Origin of the sequence: Bacillus sp. I-2, from assembly GCF_001974945.1 — a bacterium.
Classification (GTDB): Bacteria; Bacillota; Bacilli; order Bacillales; family Bacillaceae; genus Bacillus; species Bacillus safensis.
Window position 1 is genome coordinate 75,339 of record NZ_LZRW01000043.1, and the last position, 18,323, is coordinate 93,661.

At 43.5% G+C, this 18,323-nt stretch carries 17 protein-coding genes; 14 read left to right on the forward strand and 3 right to left on the reverse strand.

Annotated features, from left to right (window positions below; all coding sequences use genetic code 11):
* The first annotated feature begins 6 nt into the window (after positions 1-6).
* The 4 genes from opuAB to BAE31_RS13575 all read left to right on the forward strand — a co-directional run bounded on the left by opuAB (position 7) and on the right by BAE31_RS13575 (position 3,426).
* Positions 7-852: a glycine/proline betaine ABC transporter permease subunit OpuAB gene (gene opuAB, locus BAE31_RS13560; RefSeq protein WP_034283343.1), complete on the forward strand. Its 846-nt coding sequence runs from the start codon at positions 7-9 to the stop codon at positions 850-852.
* The gene (locus BAE31_RS13565) at positions 852-1,733 is read left to right on the forward strand and encodes a glycine betaine ABC transporter substrate-binding protein (protein WP_076840681.1); all 882 of its coding nucleotides are present in this window, start codon (positions 852-854) and stop codon (positions 1,731-1,733) included. The genes opuAB and BAE31_RS13565 overlap by 1 nt, the downstream gene beginning before the upstream one ends.
* Positions 1,734-1,840: 107 nt before the next feature.
* The gene (locus BAE31_RS13570; protein ID WP_076840682.1) at positions 1,841-2,593 is read left to right on the forward strand and encodes an alpha/beta fold hydrolase; all 753 of its coding nucleotides are present in this window, start codon (positions 1,841-1,843) and stop codon (positions 2,591-2,593) included.
* Positions 2,594-2,703: 110 nt separating this feature from the next.
* Positions 2,704-3,426, forward strand: a complete 723-nt coding sequence (locus BAE31_RS13575) for an SDR family NAD(P)-dependent oxidoreductase (protein WP_041106658.1) — start codon at positions 2,704-2,706, stop codon at positions 3,424-3,426.
* 48 nt (positions 3,427-3,474) lie between these two features.
* Here the strand turns inward: BAE31_RS13575 and BAE31_RS13580 are convergent, their stop codons facing one another.
* Positions 3,475-4,602: a M20 peptidase aminoacylase family protein gene (locus BAE31_RS13580; RefSeq protein ID WP_076840683.1), complete on the reverse strand. Its 1,128-nt coding sequence runs from the start codon at positions 4,600-4,602 to the stop codon at positions 3,475-3,477.
* A 153-nt stretch (positions 4,603-4,755) separates the two neighbouring features.
* Here BAE31_RS13580 and BAE31_RS13585 point away from each other — a divergent pair, with 153 nt between their 5' ends.
* The 3 genes from BAE31_RS13585 (at position 4,756) to BAE31_RS13595 (ending at position 9,017) form a co-directional block, all read left to right on the forward strand.
* Positions 4,756-6,186 carry a YfcC family protein gene (locus BAE31_RS13585; RefSeq protein WP_076840684.1) on the forward strand — a complete coding sequence of 477 codons (1,431 nt, stop codon included), beginning with the start codon at positions 4,756-4,758 and terminating at the stop codon, positions 6,184-6,186.
* Positions 6,187-6,403: 217 nt separating this feature from the next.
* Positions 6,404-7,351 (forward strand): L-lactate dehydrogenase, encoded by a 948-nt coding sequence (locus BAE31_RS13590; protein ID WP_024424343.1) that lies wholly within the window; start codon positions 6,404-6,406, stop codon positions 7,349-7,351.
* 43 nt (positions 7,352-7,394) lie between these two features.
* Entirely contained in the window at positions 7,395-9,017 is a 1,623-nt protein-coding gene (locus BAE31_RS13595) for an L-lactate permease (protein WP_041106650.1), read from the forward strand.
* 214 nt (positions 9,018-9,231) lie between these two features.
* On the opposite strand, the gene BAE31_RS13600 is transcribed toward BAE31_RS13595, so the two are convergent.
* The gene (locus BAE31_RS13600) at positions 9,232-10,221 is read right to left on the reverse strand and encodes a LacI family DNA-binding transcriptional regulator (protein ID WP_041106648.1); all 990 of its coding nucleotides are present in this window, start codon (positions 10,219-10,221) and stop codon (positions 9,232-9,234) included.
* Between the two features lie 109 nt (positions 10,222-10,330).
* On the opposite strand from BAE31_RS13600, the gene BAE31_RS13605 reads away from it, so the two are divergent.
* The 7 genes from BAE31_RS13605 (at position 10,331) to BAE31_RS13635 (ending at position 16,945) form a co-directional block, all read left to right on the forward strand.
* Positions 10,331-11,656 (forward strand): DegT/DnrJ/EryC1/StrS family aminotransferase, encoded by a 1,326-nt coding sequence (locus BAE31_RS13605; RefSeq protein WP_041106647.1) that lies wholly within the window; start codon positions 10,331-10,333, stop codon positions 11,654-11,656.
* Complete coding sequence (locus BAE31_RS13610; protein ID WP_076840685.1) at positions 11,631-12,497, forward strand: HAD-IIB family hydrolase; 867 nt, start codon at positions 11,631-11,633, stop codon at positions 12,495-12,497. Before BAE31_RS13605 ends, BAE31_RS13610 begins: the two co-directional genes overlap by 26 nt.
* Positions 12,494-13,540, forward strand: coding sequence for a Gfo/Idh/MocA family protein (locus BAE31_RS13615; protein ID WP_024424339.1), 1,047 nt, complete (start codon positions 12,494-12,496; stop codon positions 13,538-13,540). Before BAE31_RS13610 ends, BAE31_RS13615 begins: the two co-directional genes overlap by 4 nt.
* A 54-nt stretch (positions 13,541-13,594) precedes the next feature.
* Positions 13,595-14,785 (forward strand): MFS transporter, encoded by a 1,191-nt coding sequence (locus BAE31_RS13620; RefSeq protein WP_076840686.1) that lies wholly within the window; start codon positions 13,595-13,597, stop codon positions 14,783-14,785.
* Positions 14,786-14,877: 92 nt separating this feature from the next.
* The gene (locus BAE31_RS13625) at positions 14,878-15,507 is read left to right on the forward strand and encodes a LysE family translocator (protein ID WP_024424337.1); all 630 of its coding nucleotides are present in this window, start codon (positions 14,878-14,880) and stop codon (positions 15,505-15,507) included.
* 104 nt (positions 15,508-15,611) lie between these two features.
* Positions 15,612-15,995, forward strand: a complete 384-nt coding sequence (locus tag BAE31_RS13630; RefSeq protein ID WP_076840687.1) for a UPF0715 family protein — start codon at positions 15,612-15,614, stop codon at positions 15,993-15,995.
* Positions 15,996-16,186: 191 nt separating this feature from the next.
* Positions 16,187-16,945, forward strand: coding sequence for a YqcI/YcgG family protein (locus BAE31_RS13635; RefSeq protein WP_041106642.1), 759 nt, complete (start codon positions 16,187-16,189; stop codon positions 16,943-16,945).
* Here the strand turns inward: BAE31_RS13635 and BAE31_RS13640 are convergent.
* The gene (locus BAE31_RS13640; RefSeq protein ID WP_404841346.1) at positions 16,940-18,256 is read right to left on the reverse strand and encodes an amino acid permease; all 1,317 of its coding nucleotides are present in this window, start codon (positions 18,254-18,256) and stop codon (positions 16,940-16,942) included. The genes BAE31_RS13635 and BAE31_RS13640 overlap by 6 nt on opposite strands.
* Positions 18,257-18,323 lie beyond the last annotated feature (67 nt).

Here is an 18,323-nt window from a genome sequence, read left to right on the forward strand (position 1 = left end):
TTTAGTATGAGTGATTTACCTAGAATTCCATTCGCGGATTATATCGATCGATTTGTTGACTGGTTAACATTAACGTTTGGTGGTTTCTTTGATGGCATCACAAATGGATTAGCTGGAACAGTAAATGGAATTGTAGCTGCACTTGGCGTCATTCCATCTATTATTTTAACCCTTATCTTTGCCGGCATTGCTTGGTGGATCAGTACAAGAGGAGTTGCTCTTTTCACACTTATTGGATTTTTACTGATCGACTATTTAGGCTACTGGCATCCAATGCTTCAAACACTTGCGCTCGTTCTGACCGCTGTGGTCATTTCCATTGTGATCGGGGTTCCGATCGGTATTTGGGCATCACAGAAGGAAACTGTGCGTAAAATTGTGACACCTATCTTAGATTTAATGCAGACAATGCCTGCATTCGTTTATCTATTACCAGCGATCTTCTTCTTTAATATTGGGGTTGTTCCTGGGGTTGTGGCATCGGTTATTTTCTCCATGCCGCCAACGATTCGTATGACCATTCTCGGTATTAAACAAGTACCGGCTGATTTAATTGAAGCTACCGAAGCATTTGGTTCAACGACATTCCAGCGTTTATTCAAAGTTCAGCTTCCACTTGCAACAAAAACCATCTTAGCTGGTATTAACCAAAGTATCATGCTGGCTCTATCAATGGTCGTGATTGCGGCAATGGTAGGTGCACCAGGACTTGGTTCAGAAGTATATAGTGCGGTAACGCAGCTGAAAACAGGTATTGGTTTTGAAGCAGGTATTGCCATTGTTATTGTGGCGATTACACTTGACCGTATTACCCAAAACATTAAAACGAAAAAAACCAGGGGGAATGCTTAATGTGGAAAAAGTCTCTCTACATTGGGATGAACGCCCTGCTCGTCTTTTTACTAGCCGCTTGTGGTGCACAATCGGATTCAAATGCAAGTGCAGCACAGCAGGTCAATAAAACGATTATTGGGATTGATCCGGGTTCAGGTATTATGGCCCTAACCGATCAGGCCAAAAAGGATTATGGCTTAGAGGATTGGACGGTTGTGTCTGCATCAAGTGCAGCCATGACGGCAACGCTCAAAAAATCTTACGACCGTAAAAAGCCAATCATTATCACTGGCTGGAATCCACACTGGATGTTTTCCCGCTATGATTTAAAATATTTAGATGATCCAAAAAAATCTTACGGTGAAGCGGAAGAAATTCATACGATTTCACGTAAAGGATTTGCAAAGGATCAGCCGGAAGCAGCCAAAATGCTTAGTCAGTTTAAATGGTCTCAAGATGACATGGGCGAAGTCATGATGGATATCCAAGATGGTGTGAAACCAAAGGATGCTGCCATAAAATATGTGAAAAAACATAAAGACCAAGTAGCGAAATGGACAAAAGGCGTGAAAAAGTCGAATGGTGGAAAAGTCAATCTTGCCTACGTTGCATGGGATAGTGAGATTGCAAGTACCAATGTTGCGGCAGAAGTATTGCGTGAACTCGGGTTTAAAGTAACTTTGACTCAGGTTGAAGCAGGTCCAATGTGGACAGCAATTGCAACCGGAAGTGCGGATGCATCATTATCTGCTTGGCTGCCAAATACGCATAAAACGTATGCAGCGAAGTTTAAAGGAAAATATGATGACCTTGGTACAAGTATGAAAGGCCTTCGAATGGGGCTAGTTGTCCCGACATATATGAAGAACGTAAACTCCATTGAGGATTTGAAAAAATAGTCAATGATATAGTGATTCCCTTATAATAGAAGGGAGCATGTTGAAAAAGCAGTCTGCTCAAAAAGCGGCTGCTTTTTTCATATATAGAAGGATGGAGTTGTCGGGCGATGGATAAGTCAATCATGATTTTTCTGCATGGTGGAGGAGTAAGCAGCTGGATGTGGCAGGAGCAGGTTGAAATATTGAAGGACACGTATGAATGCTTTGCCCCTGATCTCATTGGACACGGGACAAGAGCAAAAGAACAGATATTTTCAATGAATGAAAGCACCCGTGAAGTCATCTCATGGATCAAGGAAAATGCGAATGGCCGTCAAGTGATTCTGATTGGATTTTCTTTAGGTGCGCAGATTGCCGTTGATGTGTTATCAAGAGAGCCGGATATCGTAGACATAGCCGTCATCAATAGCGCCCTTGTGATGCCTTTGCCATGGCTCCATTTCATGGTGAGACCCCTTTTGCCACTGACGTATCCATTATTAAAGAAAGACTGGTTTATCCAGCTCCAAGCCGAAAAGATGGGGCTCCCGCAACATGTACTGCATCATTATGCAGCGGAATCGAAACATCTGCAAAAGAAAACCCTTCTTACGATGTTTCAAGAAAACCTCCATTACAAGCTCCCAGACACGTTTCAGCAAGCGAAGGCACGCATTCTTGTCACGGTGGGAGAAAAAGAAAAAGGCATCATGAAACGGTCAGCAAAAAAAATAACGAATTCACATCCGAAGGCAACAGGCGTCGTTGTTCCCGGTATTGGGCATACATTTACTTTTGAAAAGAAAGAACTTTTTACAGAAATGGTCATAAGCTTTATAGAGGCACGTGCATTACCAGTCGAATTAAAGGAAATCCAGTAGCCGCGCCAATCAATAAGTGAAGACGAGCATAAAAGGGGCGCCGGTCTCTTAGGATATGTATGATATAGGTATAAAACGCTTTCAGTATGTGTGCCATAGAAGGAGGAGCTATGAGTAAAAACTATATCATATTCGGTGCAAGTCAAGGATTAGGAGATGCTTTTGTAAAGGGTCTTCCTTCAAGTGGAGATACAGTTTGGATTGTGTCGCGAAGTGAACCAAGCAGTTTGAACATAGATGACGGTGTACATAGAATTTGGCTGAAAATCGACTTATCAAGCCAAACGCATATCCCTTATATGCTTGAAGCACTTGAGAACAAGACGATTGATGTACTCATCTATAACGTCGGTTTATGGGAAAAACGAGGCTTTGAAGACGATTATTCCTTTGATCACGATCAGCCAGAGGATATTGCACATTTAATCAATGTGAATGTCACCTCAACTATTACATACATCCAGGCACTGCTTCCGCACGTAAGGAAATCAGAGCATGGGAAAATCATCGTGATTGGCTCAACGGCCGGACTCGATCATACAAACCTGCCGCAGGTCTCGTTTGTTGCATCTAAATTTGGTCTGCGCGGAATTGTGAATGCACTGAGAGAGCATGTGAGGAAAGATAAAATATCCGTCACCTGTATCAATCCAGGAGAGCTGGCTGCGGAGGTTCCGTATGAGGATGGAGCCGAAAAGGCCATCACTCTTTATGATGAAACGAGAATCCCTGTTCAGGATATTGTGGAGCTTGCGAGATGTGTGATTCATTTATCAAGGGTATCTTGCGTGAAAGAAATCAACGTTCCAGCCATGGCAGATCTGAATGCGTAATATAAAGCAGACCACCCGTCCTGAAGAGAAGGCGGGTGGCTTTTTCATTTATGATGAATGCTGCTGGAGTGTTTGATAGACAGCCTCGGTCAAAATCTCAATGCCAGTAAAGATAGCAGAGCGGTCGAAGGTCATATACGGATGATGAAGACCGGGCTTTAAATCACAGCCTAAACCGAGCATCGTGGATTTGATATGCGGAAGCTTTGCTGCATAAAAGTGAAAGTCCTCTCCACCTGTTGTGACGATCGGGGGATCAAGTTGCTCTTTTCCTAAAACCTGTTCAATTGCATGAGACATGATCTGGACAGCTTCTTCATTTAAGGTGGCGGCAGGCAGTCGATGGTCTGTTGAAAGTGTAATGGAAGCGCCAAAGGCATCAGCTACAGAATGAACCGCTCTTTCAATTTCTTTTTCTAGTTCATCCATCACTTCGTTTGTTTGAGCCCGTACATCTAATGTAAAAGAAGCTTTGCCTGGAATGATGTTTGAGCTGCCCCCGCCAGCATGTAAATTGGTCATTTTGACAGAATGCGCGACTCTTGGATCGACATGGATATGCGCGAGTTTTTGCACGAGGGTTGAAGCCACTTCTATGACGTTGACGCCAAGATGTGGACGTGCCCCGTGCGCTTCCTCGCCAATAATGGTGCCAACGTAATGATTACTTGATCCGTGCAAAATAGCAGGAGCGCAGCGTCCGTTTAATGTTTCTTGAATTGGGCGCACATGTACGCCATATAAGTAATCGACATCTGCGAGCACACCTTTTTCAATCATTTTCAGCGCACCGCCGCCTCTTTCCTCAGCAGGCTGAAAGATGAAACGGATCGTGCCGTTCGGGCGTTCTTTTTCCTTTAATGCCATGAAGGTGCCAAGAGCCATTGTCATGTGTGCATCGTGGCCACATGAATGATTGGCTTGAAATTCACCATCTACTTCCTGCCAAAGTGCATCAATATCAGCTCTCACAGCGACCACTGGTGCGCCTTCTCCAATTTCACCGATCACCCCTGTACAGTCGTCAAATGTTTGAGTTTTGCAGCCCAATTTTTTTAATATATCTTCAATATAAGCGGTCGTTTCTGTTTCTTCCCAGCTGATTTCTGGATGGGCATGTAAGTGTTCAAAGATGTCTGTCACGGTTTGTTTCATTTCGTTTGTCAAAGTTGTCATGTGAAGCCTCCTTGCTGACAGATAATCTGTCAAAACATTATTTTAATGAAATAATATTGCTCTTAAATATCAACAGTGTTTATAATATAACACATCATTTGATTATTCTGAAAATTAAGTGAAATTCCGATCGGGACAAAGGGGTTTTGACACATGAAAACAGCGACAGTATCAGCACCAGAGAAACAAAAACGAAAACTTCAAATGCCGGATGCGTATGTTCTCTTATTTATGATTGCACTGATTTGTACAATCGCAACGTATTTTGTACCAGCGGGTGAGTTTGACCGAAAGACATCTGAGGAGATCACAACAGCTGTTCCTGGCAGCTATCACCGCATTGATCAATCACCAGTGAGTCCAGTTGGCTTTTTCACAGCGATACAAGAAGGAATGGTAGGGTCCTCTTCTATTATTTTTCTGATTCTATTTACGGGCGGAACCATTGCCATTCTGGAGAAGACAGGTGCTATTAACGGGATGATTCACCATGTCATCAGCCGGTTTCAAACGAAGCAATTATTGTTTATTTGTATTGTTGGGGGATTATTTTCAGTCCTTGGAACGACCGGAATTGTCGTGAACTCTGTCATTGGGTTTATTCCAATCGGCATCATTGTAGCACGATCCTTGAAATGGGATGCTGTAGCAGGAGCGGCTGTCATATACATCGGTTGTTATGCAGGATTTAACGCAACGATTTTATCTCCATCTCCATTAGGTTTATCACAAACGATTGCAGAGCTGCCGATCTTTTCCGGCATTGGCCTGCGTGTCATTATTTATCTTTGTTTTCTTATTTCTAGTATTGTGTACATCTATTTATATACAAGACGTCTGAAGAATAAAGAAAAGGGAAGCATTCTTGGCGATCAATGGTTTCCTGCTAAGGGGCTTGGCGGTGCCGATGCGGAATCTGTGGACAAGCCTGCATTTACTGGCAGACATAAGCTGATTTTAGCAGTGTGCGGATTGTCACTTGGAGGTTTCTTATATGGCGCACTTCAGCTTGGCTGGACCGATAAGGAAATGGCGGGTGTGTTCATCTTTATGGCTATCGCTGCTGGACTGCTCGGCGGATTAGCGGCCAATGATATTGCGAAAACGTTTATTATCGGGTGCCAAAGCCTTGTATACGGCGCACTTATTGTTGGGATGGCACGCTGTATTTCGGTCATTTTAGAAAACGGGAAGCTGCTTGATACAGTGGTCAACGGCTTGGCGAGTATGCTGACAGGCTTTAGTCCAATCGCTGGTGCGATCGGGATGTATATTGCGAGTGCGCTTCTTCACTTTTTGATTTCATCAGGATCAGGAGAAGCCGTTGTCTTTATCCCGATTCTTGCGCCGCTCGCTGATTTAATGGGCATCACAAGACAGGTAGCTGTAGAAGCAGTGATGCTTGGCGAAGGGGTAGTCAACTGTATCAATCCGACTTCTGGTGTGTTGATGGCTGTGCTTGCTGCAAGTGGTATTCCTTATGTAAAGTGGCTGCGTTTTATGGTGCCTCTTGCTCTCATTTGGTTTGTCATCGGTCTTGTATTTATTTGTATCGGGGTCATGATCAACTGGGGACCTTATTAAATATGTAGGAAGCTGCCGACGAGCGTTTGGCAGCTTTTTTCTTGTGTAAATATGTATGGAGCCAGCGCTTTGAAAGCACAATAAATGTGTTCACAAATTCGCTACATATTTTTTTTGAGCAGTCCCCTTGCAAAAGTTTGTGAAATGTTGCACAATAAGAATGTGAAATACTTCACATAAGAAAAACAGCCTAGTTTTACTCAGGAGGATGAGATAAATGACAAACGAAAAAGTAAACAAAGTAGCCCTTATTGGAGCAGGTTTCGTCGGCAGCAGTTATGCCTTTACATTAATAAATCAAGCAATCACAGATGAATTGGTTGTCATCGATTTGAATCAAGACAAAGCAATGGGTGACGTGATGGATTTAAACCACGGAAAAGCATTTGCCCCGCATCCTGTGAATACATGGTATGGAGATTATGAGGATTGTAAGGATGCAGATATCGTCTGTATCTGTGCTGGTGCAAACCAAAAGCCAGGTGAAACAAGACTTGACCTTGTTGAGAAAAATTTAAATATATTTAAAGGCATTGTAGAAAACGTAATGAAAAGTGGATTTGATGGCATTTTCTTAGTGGCCACAAACCCAGTCGATATTTTGACATATGCGACTTGGAAATTCAGTGGACTTCCAAAAGAACGAGTAATTGGCAGTGGTACAACGCTTGATACGGCAAGATTTAGATACATGCTTAGTGAGTATTTTGAAGCAGCGGCACACAACGTGCATGCTTACATCATTGGAGAGCATGGAGATACAGAGCTTGCTGTTTGGAGTCATGCAAATATTGGAAGTGTACCGATTACAGAATTAATGAAGAGAAATGAGCAATACAAACAAGAAGACTTAGATGAAATCATGGAAAATGTCCGTCATGCCGCTTACCAAATCATTGAGAAAAAAGGCGCCACTTATTACGGCGTAGCAATGAGTTTAGCCCGCATTACAAGAGCGATCCTGCACAATGAAAACAGCATTTTAACTGTCAGCACTTACTTAGATGGAGAGTACGGAGCAGAAGATGTCTACATTGGTGTACCTGCCCTTGTGAATCGAAATGGCGCGACAGAAGTAATGGAGCTTGCATTGAACGACACGGAGAAAGAAAAATTTGCACACAGTGTAAATGTGTTAAAAGAGATTTTGGCTCCTCATTTTTAATCAATCAAAAACAACCTATCTGAGCAGAAAAGGATGAATCACTATGTGGCAGCAAATATATGATCCGTTTGGTAATGAATTCGTCAGTGCATTGGTGGCAATGCTCCCAATCTTGTTTTTCCTTCTTGCATTAACCGTTTTTAAGCTAAAAGGTGTTTTAGCCGCTTGTTTTACCTTAATCGTCAGTTTTGTAACAGCTATTTTCTTCTTTCATATGCCGGTTGAAAAGGCATTATCTGCTGTGCTGCTCGGTATATCTAATGGGCTGTGGCCGATTGGATATATCGTCATCATGGCGGTATGGCTCTATAAAATTGCTGTGAAATCTGGTAAGTTCGATGTCATTCGATCTAGTATTGCAGGAATCTCTCAAGATCAACGTCTTCAGCTCTTATTAATTGGTTTTAGTTTTAACGCATTTTTAGAGGGAGCTGCTGGGTTTGGTGTACCGATTGCGATCAGTGCCGCTCTCTTAACAGAGCTTGGGTTTAAACCGCTGAAAGCTGCGATGCTCTGCTTAATTGCCAATGCTGCGTCTGGTGCATTTGGTGCTGTGGGCATTCCAGTGATTACAGGGGCGCAAATGGGCAATATGACGCCGCTTGCGTTATCTCAAACTCTTGTATATACGATCCCGTTTATTTCATTCTGTATTCCGTTCCTCCTCATTCTGATTGTAGATGGATTCAAAGGAATCAAAGAAACTCTGCCAGCCTTACTTGTTGTGAGTGGAACCTATGCCATTTTGCAAGCTGTCACAATGGTGACGATGGGACCTGAGCTTGCCAATATTATTTCTGCCTTGGCAAGTATGGGAGTTTTGGCTTTATTTCTTCGGAAATGGCAGCCAAAACACATTTATCGTGAAAAAGGAGCGCCGGATATTGAACAGAAACAAACGTATCGCGGTGTTGAAATACTGAAAGCATGGTCTCCGTTCTATATTTTAACTGCTGTTATTACAGTATGGAGTCTGCCAGCATTTAAAGCATTGTTTGTTGTAGGAGGACCGCTTAACTGGACGACCATTTTAGTGAAAATGCCGTTTTTACATCAGCAAATTGTGAAATTACCACCAATTGCACAAACAGAAACACCTATTGATGCGATCTTTAAAATTGATGTCATCAGTGCAACGGGGACCGCCATTCTGATTGCGGTCATGCTGACAGGGCTGTTTAGCAGACATATTACATTAACAGAAGGCGCTGTCTGTTTAAAAGCAGCGGTGAAAGAGCTTTGGGTTCCTGTTCTCACTATTTGTTTTGTCATGGGCTTTGCCAACCTTGCCAACTTTGCTGGACTAAGTTCAGCGATTGGACTTGCTCTTGCCAAAACAGGCGATCTGTTCCCCCTTGTCAGCCCAGTGCTTGGCTGGATCGGTGTGTTTATTACGGGGTCTGTCGTGAGTAACAACGCCTTATTCGGTAACCTTCAAGCGGTCACTGCTTCTCAAATCGGCTCACAGGCAGGTTTGTTAATTGGGGCGAATACGACCGGTGGTGTGATGGCGAAATTAATTTCTCCACAATCAATCGCTATCGCTACAGCAGCTGTTGGAGAAACAGGGAAAGAATCTGAGCTCTTCAAAAAGACCGTGAAGTACAGCTTCATCCTGCTCGGTATTGTATGTATATGGACATTCATTCTCGCTCAATTTGTATAGGTTGATAGACTAAAAAAGACTGAGATTTCTCTCAGTCTTTTAGCGTGTAGACAAACCCTCGCATTCGGTGTCAGGTCTGCGCTCCGGTGCTCGTCCTTCCTAGGGCTGCAAAGGTTTTCTATCACGCTGAAAAGAAGACAAAGGGCTAAAATCAACATCATGTTAGCCCTTTGTCAACAATCTTAAGGACTGAGATTTCTCTCAGTCTTTTTCTTTATGTAGATTCTCTTGTCACGAGCCGGGTAGGCAGCTGGATATGTTCGCGCTGTAATGGTTTTTGGTCTTGCAGGAGTGCGATCATTTGCTGCACAGACCGCTGGCCAAGCTCTACGATCGGTATGTCAATTGTGGTGATCGTTGGAGCTGTCACCTCACAAATGTCTTGGTTGTCATAGCCGATGACCGCTAGATCCTTGGGGATTTGATAGCCATATGAAATGGCCTGTTTAATGAGCCCAGCTGCGACTTGATCATTGCCGGTGAAAATGGCATCAGGCGCTTTCTTCATGTGATGGATGACATCCATTAAGCGAAAGCCGTCTTCAATGGTAAAGGCCTCTCCAAACAGCCAATCGTCTTGCAGCGGCAAACCGTGAGCAGAGAGTGCATCAAGATAGCCCTGTCTTCTTTGCTTCTGCGCTTCACTGCTTTCTGTATCAAAGCAAAACCCAATCGATTTTCGCCCCGACCGAATCAAGTAGTCAACGGCTTTATAGGCGGCTTCCCGTTCATCGTAACCAATAATCGGGATGTTTGCTGTTTGATGATATTCATTAGCCATGACAATGGGGCCGTTTGTTAAAAATGGCTCGATCTTTTCCCACTGATTTTCTAATGCCCCCAATATGACCCCATCTACTTCTTTTCTTTTTAATAATTGAAGCCCTTCAAGCTCCAATGCTTCTTGATAAAACGTCTGAAGCACGATGGCTTTATATCCTTGATCAAGGGCTTCTTTTGAAATGCCTTTAATCAATTGTGCAAAAAAAGGATGATCCACAGCTGGAACAGACACAGCAATGGTTTTTGTCTGATGTGACCTTAGTGTGCGGGCTGCTGAACTCGGTGTATATTCCATTTCTTTCATCACCTGTAAAATGAGCTGCCGCTTTTCTTCTGACACATATGGGTGATGGTTTAGCACTCTGGAAACGGTGGTGGTTGAAACCCCGCAGCGTTTGGCAATTTCATAAATTGTACACATATTAACAAATCCTTTACACAAAGTTATTGTTCTGAAATCGATAACATCATTTACAATGTGAAACAAGTTAAATATTAACAAAAGGAATTGATTAATTGGAGGGAATGGAATGCAAATATTGACGAAGATATCAGGTAAAAGCAAGGATTATCTTCCTTTGCTGGATATGATCAATCAAGGTGTTCAAGTAAAGGCCGATTCAGTTGAAAAGCATCTAGCAAATGAAAAGCTGGTGACGTTCCTTGAGCAAGATATAGAGCGCACAGGTTTGGAAAAAATTCTCTTCCATTATAAACAAAATAAGGAAAAAAAGATACCGTTTCTGCCAGTTGACAAACTGATTTCAGAAGATGAAATCGATGATATTATGCTGGTGCTGAAGGAAGTATTGAGCTCTGGCCGTTTTACTTCAGGGCCATATATTCCGACGTTTGAAAAGGCGATTGCTGAGTACTTAGGGAAAAAATATGTCATTGCCACGTCAAGTGGAACAGATGCATTGATGATCAGTCTCATATCAGCAGGCGTCCATCCAGGAGACGAGGTGATTTTGCCGGCCAATAGCTTTGCTGCAACAGAAAATGCAGTGCTTGCCATTGGGGCTGTTCCGGTTTATGCCGATATCGATCCAGAAACCTACTGCCTCTCACCGAGTGAAATAGAGAAGCATATCACAGATAAAACGGTATGCATTCTACCAGTTCATTTATATGGAAAGCAAGCGGATATGAAGGAGATTTCGGCGATTGCGAAACAGCATGGGCTGAAAATCATTGAAGACGGCTGTCAAGCGATTGGCAGCAGCGGCCTTGGCGCTTATGGAGATGGACTTGTTCTCAGCTTTAATCCATACAAAAACCTTGGGGTCTGCGGAAAGGCAGGAGCCATCGCTACAAATGATGAGGCCCTAGCGGAAAAATGCATGGAGATCAGCTATCACGGTTTTGAAGCTGGAAAGAAAAATGTCAAACGCAGTGACTACGGCTTTAATTCCAAAATTGATAATTTGCAGGCAGCGATCGGACTCGAACGAATGAAGTATTTAGGATTGCAAAACTTTAAACGTTTTTACTTAGCCAAGCGATACATTGACCAGCTGCAAACGCTTGAGGACGAAGGATACATGAAGCTTCCGAAGCTGACAGATGATCATGTCTGGCACCTATTCCCGATTAGAGTGCTGAAGGGAGACCGAGATGAACTGGCAGCGAAATTGCTGGAAATGGGCATAGAGACGGATGTCTATTACCCGGTTCTATCGCATCAGCATCAAACAAATCTTGTTTCTCAAAAATATAGACAAACGACACTTCCACACACGGAAAAAGCAGCGCAGCAATTACTTCACTTGCCGCTTTATCCAGGAATGCCGCTGCAAGATCAGGAGAAGGTCATCGAGGGGGTTCAACATGTTATCAAGTCTTCCATTCAATAAAAAACTGCTGAATCAGCCGAAGAATCCGCAGTGGATCGTCTTCTGTGACTTTGATGAAACGTATTATTCTCACGGAATGACAGAGGAGCAGAGAGAGGATGTCAAGCGGCTGGAAGCCTTTGTAGCAGAAAAGAGTGAAGCGGGACAGCTCTTGCTGGGCTGGGTGACGGGAAGCAGTCTCGATTCTGTCACGAGCAAAATGGAAAAAGGCGGGTTTCATCAATTCCCGCATTTCATTGCGTCGAACTTAGGAACTGAGATTGTATATACGTCGGATGCCCATTTTGGACAGCCAGATGCAGAGTGGATGAAGCGGCTGGATGCGCAGGGCTTTTCAGATGAAAAAATCGAAGACATCCTGGAAACCATCCGAGAAAAGGGAATTTCCCTTAGGCCGCAAACGCAGCTGGGCAGCTCAGGGTATAAGAAGAATTTCTATTATCAGGAGCAGGATGAACGGACAGATCTTCATCATCTATCATTTATCCAAACACTGGCTAAAGAGCGAGGCGTGGCGGTCAATATCAACAAATGCAACCCGCTTGCAGGAGATCCTGCGGATTGCTATGATGTCGATTTTTTACCAGTCGGAACAGGGAAGGATGAAATTGTCCGTTTTATGCTGAACCAATATGATTTATCGAAAGATCAAGGCTTTGCCTTTGGTGATAGTGGGAACGATTTGCGGATGCTTCAATCCGTCACACACGGTTTCCTTGTCCAAAATGCGACAGCCGAAGCCAAACGGCACCATCACCAAATTTGTCATCATGGGTATGCAAAAGGAATCTATGAAACACTGAAAACAGTGATGTATAAACATGAGGAGGCACATTCATGAAGAAAATTGGAATTGTTGGAGCAGGGAATATTGCAAAAGCACATGCAAGAGCATTATCAACGATCAAAGGTGCAGAATTATCCGGTGTCTATGATTTGCACGAGTCAGTTGCACAGGGATTCATTAAACAGTACGGCGGACGTGTGTATTCAAGTATTGAGACACTGGCAGATGCATCTGATGGGTTGATTATTGCTTCTCCTAATTTTTGTCACAAGGACCATGCCCTTCAGTCGCTAAGAGCAGGACAGCCGATTTTATGTGAAAAACCGATGGCTGTGTCGCTGAAGGAAGCGAAGGAAATGGTGGAGACAGCCAAACAGTTCCAAGTTCAAGCCAGTATGGGCTTTAACTATCGTTATTTATCCTTTGTGAATATATTGAAGAACTTGATTGCCAACGGTGAATTAGGCCGCATTTTAACCGTCAGAACTCATTTTAAGAAAAACAGTGCCCTTAGAAGAAAGACTTTTTCATGGAGAGACAGCGGTGAAAGTCTGCGTACGAGCGGTGCACTAGGGGATCTTGGCATTCATTTGATTGATATGCTGTGGTACTTATTTGGCAGTGAAATGAAGAAAGAATCACTTAACACCAAGATGCTGACACATGTAAAGGAAAAAGAAGAGAAAAAGGTTCAGGTGGATGATCATACCGAAATTTTCGGACAGATGGAGAATCAAGTGTTCTTTCATTTGGTGACATCCAAAAGCACGCAGCCTGAGGAATGTGGATTTAGTGTAGAAGTCGTTGGACATGACAAGGTATTCAAATACCACACGAACATGAAAAACGAATATGAGATTAGTGATGGATTGTGTGTGGAACGTCATCAAATGCCGCAAACATTGCTGACAGATCCGCCAAATGAATTTTACGGATGGTCCGATACATTCCGCGATCAGCTGATGCATTGGGTGAATACAGATCCATACCCATCTCATATGAAGGTCGCTGATTTCGAAGATGGTTATCGCGCGCAGGCTGCGCTCAATACATGCTTTGAGAGGGAAGAGGCAGTCGTCTCTGCACAGGCATATTAAAGAGGTGGAGCGGAGGATGTGATGACTCCGCTCCTTTTTAGAGGAAGTGAAAAGATGAAAAAGGTATTTTATTTTGGCTGTGTCTTTTATTTTTTTATTGGGACCATTCATGTGTTTTTTGGCAGCTTAACGCCTTATTTGCTGTCGAGTTATGATAAGGGCCCCGGGGAATTATCATCTTTAATTTTTTTTCAGTTTATTGGATTTTTGACAGGTGTTCTGTTATCCCCCATTCTAGTGAGAAAAAAAGGCTATGGCGCTGTGCTGACCATGGGTCTTTTGCTGATGATCGGCTCACTTCTGCTGGGGCTATTGGTGCCGGGCTGGACAACGCTTGTGCTTGCAGGTTTTTTTCTTGGGAGCGGCGCAGGCAGTCTTGAGACAACGGCCGGTGCGTATGTCATTTCGATGGCTAATAGTGCAAAGCGAATCAGTATCATGGAGGTCTTTTTTGGATTAGGTGCGCTGTTATTCCCGCTAGTGATTCTGCTGACTGTCACAGAACAGACATGGCAGTATGTGTTTTTATTTCAGGTGGGTGCGCTGACATTTTTCCTTATGCTTTGGCTGGTTTTTATGAACAAACTGCCTCACGGACAGATGGATGCTCCTTCCACAGAAGGGACGAGGAAACCGTCCTTACTTGTTGATCGAAATAATCGAATGATCGTGGTGATCATGATTTGCTTTGCCTTTTTCTACGCAGGGATTGAAACGAACTTTGCGAACTTTTTGCCGTCGATCATGCTGGAAAAAGGGGGAGAGAATTGGGGCCTCTTTGCGGTCTCTACTTTCTGGACAGCGATCGTTATCGGCAGAACCGTGATTGCGAGAAAAGCTGATCAGCTGCATCCGCTGCGTTTTTTAAAGCTAAGCGCATCACTGATGATTTTGCTGCTTGTGATATTCGCTCTGACAACCCACATTACCGCGCAGCTGATTCTCATCTTTTTCATCGGTCTTTGCGCAGCTGGCATGTTCCCAATCGCACTGACAGCATCTGCCTTAATGATTGAAAATGCCATCGATGAGGCGACGAGTTATTTTATTGCAGCCGCGAGCTTAGGCGGAGCCTGCTTGTCCTTTTTGATTGGATTTAGTCTGGAATGGGCAGGAGCGGCAAGTTCCGTCTTTGTATTTGCCTTCTTAGCTGTTCTTCTGTTTGCAGCTGCGATTCAAATGAATCGTTCTAAGAAAAAAGAAACGGTACACGCGCAGCAGTCGGCACTGAAAGCAGACCGCTAAGCATCCACCTGAAATGATGACAAAGGACTTGTACTAAAACGCAGAAAGTTTGAATAACATGTACAAGTCAGCATCAAAAGGAGGACGTCTATGTGGCGGTGTTTTTTGGTTATATCTTTTTAGGGTTGTCACTTTCAGCGCCTGTTGGGCCGGTCAATGCAGCCCAAATCGACAGAGGGATTAAAAGTGGATTTTGGCATGCGTGGATTTTTGGTGTGGGGGCTATGGCTGCGGATATTGTCTATATGCTTCTCATCTATTTTGGTGTCGCCCAGCTTTTGACTGCACCTCTTGTCAAAACCTTTTTGTGGCTGTTCGGCTTTTTCGTTTTGACCTATACCGGCATTGAAAGTCTGCGTAAAATCAATTTGCAGGAAAGTCCGAAAAAGGACAGCGAAAACACATCAATTGGCAAATCGTTCATGACCGGATTTTTCATTTCTCTTTCTAATCCGCTCAGTATTTTGTTTTGGCTTGGCATTTATGGCAGCATCTTAGCCAATACGATCGAAAAGTATGGAGCTTCCCAAATGCTCATGTACAGTATGGCTATTTTTATCGGCATGCTGATCTGGGATTTCAGTATGGCGCTGCTTGCTAGTTCGTTTAGGCGTTATTTAAGTGAACGTGTTTTACATGGCTTATCTGTTCTGGCAGGTCTATCTTTACTTGGTTTCGGCGCCTATTTTGGATATCAGGGGATCATGGCGTTGATTGGGTAGAAAAACAGACTGACACATTCAGTCTGTTTTTTTGTAAGGATTGACAGATATAACACATTATTGAATAATGATGGAACAGAAAATGGATTGAAGGAGCTTCTGCTATGCGTCTGTTTTTGCCAGTATTCAACTATGTGTGTATGCTGATTTTATCAGTCATCACAGCAACATTCGTTTATACGTTTTTATTCATGCCGCCTGAATTGGGCTTTAGTTATGTGGAGATGACCAGTCTGTTCATTTTGCTCGCTTATGTCATTTTTGCTGCACCGATTCAGCTTGTTTTACACCGCCATCCTAAGAGGTTTCGAAGCCGTGACTTATTGATTTATTTTATTGCGGCATGGCTGGTTTGTTCGGCTTTGGCTTTATGGATTGATTATGGGCTTGTTGTGTTCATCAGCTATAAAGTCTATCTGTTTAGCTTCTGCGCAGCCCTTATTTATTGGGTGCTGGATTCCGTCTTTTTGATGAATAATCGATCGTAGGTATGACGAAAGGCTCTCTATTAACTTACACTAGTCTGATCATACATAATAGAATAAAAGAAACAAATACCTGCTCAATTTGAATGGAACCCCCATCCTGTCATGCGCTAGGAAAGTCGTGGAAGGACAGTCACCACAGCCATTTGCACCTCATAGGCTATGGAGAAGACGCTAAAACGAGGTGTAAAGAAATGGCCCAGCTGTATGCAAAAAGTTGCCTTGATCAAAATCTACGATCACTAGAAGAATGGAAGCAGGATGCTTTCACACAATTTGGCGAGATGGTAGGAGATGAAGCCGATACATTCCCTTGTGTACCCGGAAGACAGGGATTTTTTCTCGATCATTTACGCTATGGGTTTGTTGGTGACCCGAGGAAAGAGGAAGCGGTGGATGAATTAGCCCAGCTGCTGAGAGAATATCAAGGCTGTGCGAAAGAAACCGGTCAATATGCTTCATTTATCTGTTTTTTTGAAACACCGCAGGACTTAAAGGAAAGTTCGCTTGAAGAGTTTGAGCAGCAGTTTTGGTCGCTGCTTCAACGGCTGCATCATAAAGATGAAGAACCGTGGCCTGAGGAGATCCCGTTAGATACTCATCATCATGAGTGGGAGTATTGCTTCCATGGTGAGGCGTATTTTATTTTGTGTTCCACACCTGCTCATAAGCTCAGAAAAAGCCGCCACTTCCCTTATCTCTTGATGGCGTTTCAGCCTAGATGGGTGTTTGAGAAATTGAATGGATCGACCAAGTTTGGACAAAAAATGAGCCAGCTCGTTCGCAAGCGACTCAAAGCATATGATGAGGTCAGTGTTCATCCATCATTAAAATGGTACGGTGATCCGGCCAATCATGAATGGAAGCAATACTTTCTCCCAGATGAAGAGGCGGAGAAACCAGCCTCCGCCAAATGTCCATTTACTGCATTAAAAAACATGATGAAATTATGATGCGGTCTGATCCTGCTTCCACTTTTTCCTCATAAATAGCACCATGATGGCAATCACTGCAATGATCCCAAGGCTGATAAAAAAGCCAGGTCGTCCGCTTGCCTCTGTTAATGTGCCTGAAACGGCGGCTCCAATTAAGAGCAGCGCAAGAATCATTTCGCACGTTTGGCGGGTGGATGGCTTGGATAGCTTTTTACTTGAGAACAGAATAAAAATCCATGTGTACAGCAGGGTAAGACCGGCTGCTGTTGTGAGATGCTCGTAGATGTGTTTGGACAAAAAGAGTGCAAGCAAAATTGAGACAATTAAGCCAGCAGCAGTTAAGATAATCGAAGACCACCTCACATGAGATGGGTCTTTTTGTTTAAAGCAAGCAGGTGCATCTTGATGCTCTGACATTGTGCCAAGCAGCGTTGTGACCGCATAGAGAGAGGCAACCAATGTCGAAAAACCGGCAATGATGAAAATGCCATTAAAGATATGAAGAAAGATCGATAAATGAAACGGCTCTAATGAAGTAATAAATGGACTGCTGTTCTCATTAAAGGCTGTCACTGGGACAAGCAAGAGAGCAAGTCCGATCGAGACGATATAGATGACTGCTAGAATGATCAGCATGACACGTCCAGCTTTTGCCGCATCCTTCGGGTTCTTTAAATGAACAGCCATCAGCCCCATGACTTCAATTCCCCCAAATGCATAAAATGCGTAAATCAATCCATTCCAAAGACCAAGCGGACCAAGAGGCATCCATTCGTGATCCTTGTTAGGCAGATGCAGGGTCGGTTTATGTTCTGTCAAAATGCCGAATAACACAAGCACCGCAAGAATCATAAACAGAAAAATCGCCGCTGTTTTCAGTACCGCAAGAACATTTTCTGTCTTTTGAAAAGAAGAAAGCCCAATGATAATCACGAGCAGGGCAAGAGCGGAATAAATCGCAGAAAACACCCAAAGCGGAACAGAAGGAAACCAGTGGCGGGTAAATAGAGAAATGGCGGTTAACTGACTTCCTGTAATCAGCATTTCTGCAAACCAATACACCCAGCCATTGCTAAACCCTGCCCAGCGTCCGTATGCTTTACGAGCATAGGAACAAAACGACCCTTTATCAGGATGATCGGCTGTCATCGCAGCTAAATGTTTAAAGACGAGATACGTTCCGACCGCAGCAAGCAAAAAGGAGATGCAGACGGAATAACCGGATTTTGTAATGGCGATGCTGGAACCAAGGAAGAAACCAGTGCCAATTGTACAGCCGACTCCGATGAGAGAAAGCTGCCACCAAGATAAAGATTGTTCTTCTTTCAATGCAAGTGCAACACCTTTCTGTTTCAATGACTTTAGCTTGTGACCGCCTCTTTTTTTTATACATGAT

Excerpts from the sequence above, each read along its gene's own strand:
- BAE31_RS13630 (WP_076840687.1), top strand. The coding sequence starts at position 15,612 with ATGCGTCTGTTTTTGCCAGTATTCAACTATGTGTGTATGCTGATTTTA.
- BAE31_RS13570 (WP_076840682.1), top strand. The coding sequence starts at position 1,841 with ATGGATAAGTCAATCATGATTTTTCTGCATGGTGGAGGAGTAAGCAGC.
- BAE31_RS13600 (WP_041106648.1), bottom strand. The coding sequence starts at position 10,221 with ATGTGTACAATTTATGAAATTGCCAAACGCTGCGGGGTTTCAACCACC.
- BAE31_RS13635 (WP_041106642.1), top strand. The coding sequence starts at position 16,187 with ATGGCCCAGCTGTATGCAAAAAGTTGCCTTGATCAAAATCTACGATCA.
- BAE31_RS13605 (WP_041106647.1), top strand. The coding sequence starts at position 10,331 with ATGCAAATATTGACGAAGATATCAGGTAAAAGCAAGGATTATCTTCCT.
- BAE31_RS13590 (WP_024424343.1), top strand. The coding sequence starts at position 6,404 with ATGACAAACGAAAAAGTAAACAAAGTAGCCCTTATTGGAGCAGGTTTC.
- BAE31_RS13585 (WP_076840684.1), top strand. The coding sequence starts at position 4,756 with ATGAAAACAGCGACAGTATCAGCACCAGAGAAACAAAAACGAAAACTT.
- opuAB (WP_034283343.1), top strand. The coding sequence starts at position 7 with ATGAGTGATTTACCTAGAATTCCATTCGCGGATTATATCGATCGATTT.
- BAE31_RS13620 (WP_076840686.1), top strand. The coding sequence starts at position 13,595 with ATGAAAAAGGTATTTTATTTTGGCTGTGTCTTTTATTTTTTTATTGGG.
- BAE31_RS13610 (WP_076840685.1), top strand. The coding sequence starts at position 11,631 with ATGTTATCAAGTCTTCCATTCAATAAAAAACTGCTGAATCAGCCGAAG.
- BAE31_RS13580 (WP_076840683.1), bottom strand. The coding sequence starts at position 4,602 with ATGACAACTTTGACAAACGAAATGAAACAAACCGTGACAGACATCTTT.
- BAE31_RS13575 (WP_041106658.1), top strand. The coding sequence starts at position 2,704 with ATGAGTAAAAACTATATCATATTCGGTGCAAGTCAAGGATTAGGAGAT.
- BAE31_RS13565 (WP_076840681.1), top strand. The coding sequence starts at position 852 with ATGTGGAAAAAGTCTCTCTACATTGGGATGAACGCCCTGCTCGTCTTT.
- BAE31_RS13595 (WP_041106650.1), top strand. The coding sequence starts at position 7,395 with ATGTGGCAGCAAATATATGATCCGTTTGGTAATGAATTCGTCAGTGCA.
- BAE31_RS13615 (WP_024424339.1), top strand. The coding sequence starts at position 12,494 with ATGAAGAAAATTGGAATTGTTGGAGCAGGGAATATTGCAAAAGCACAT.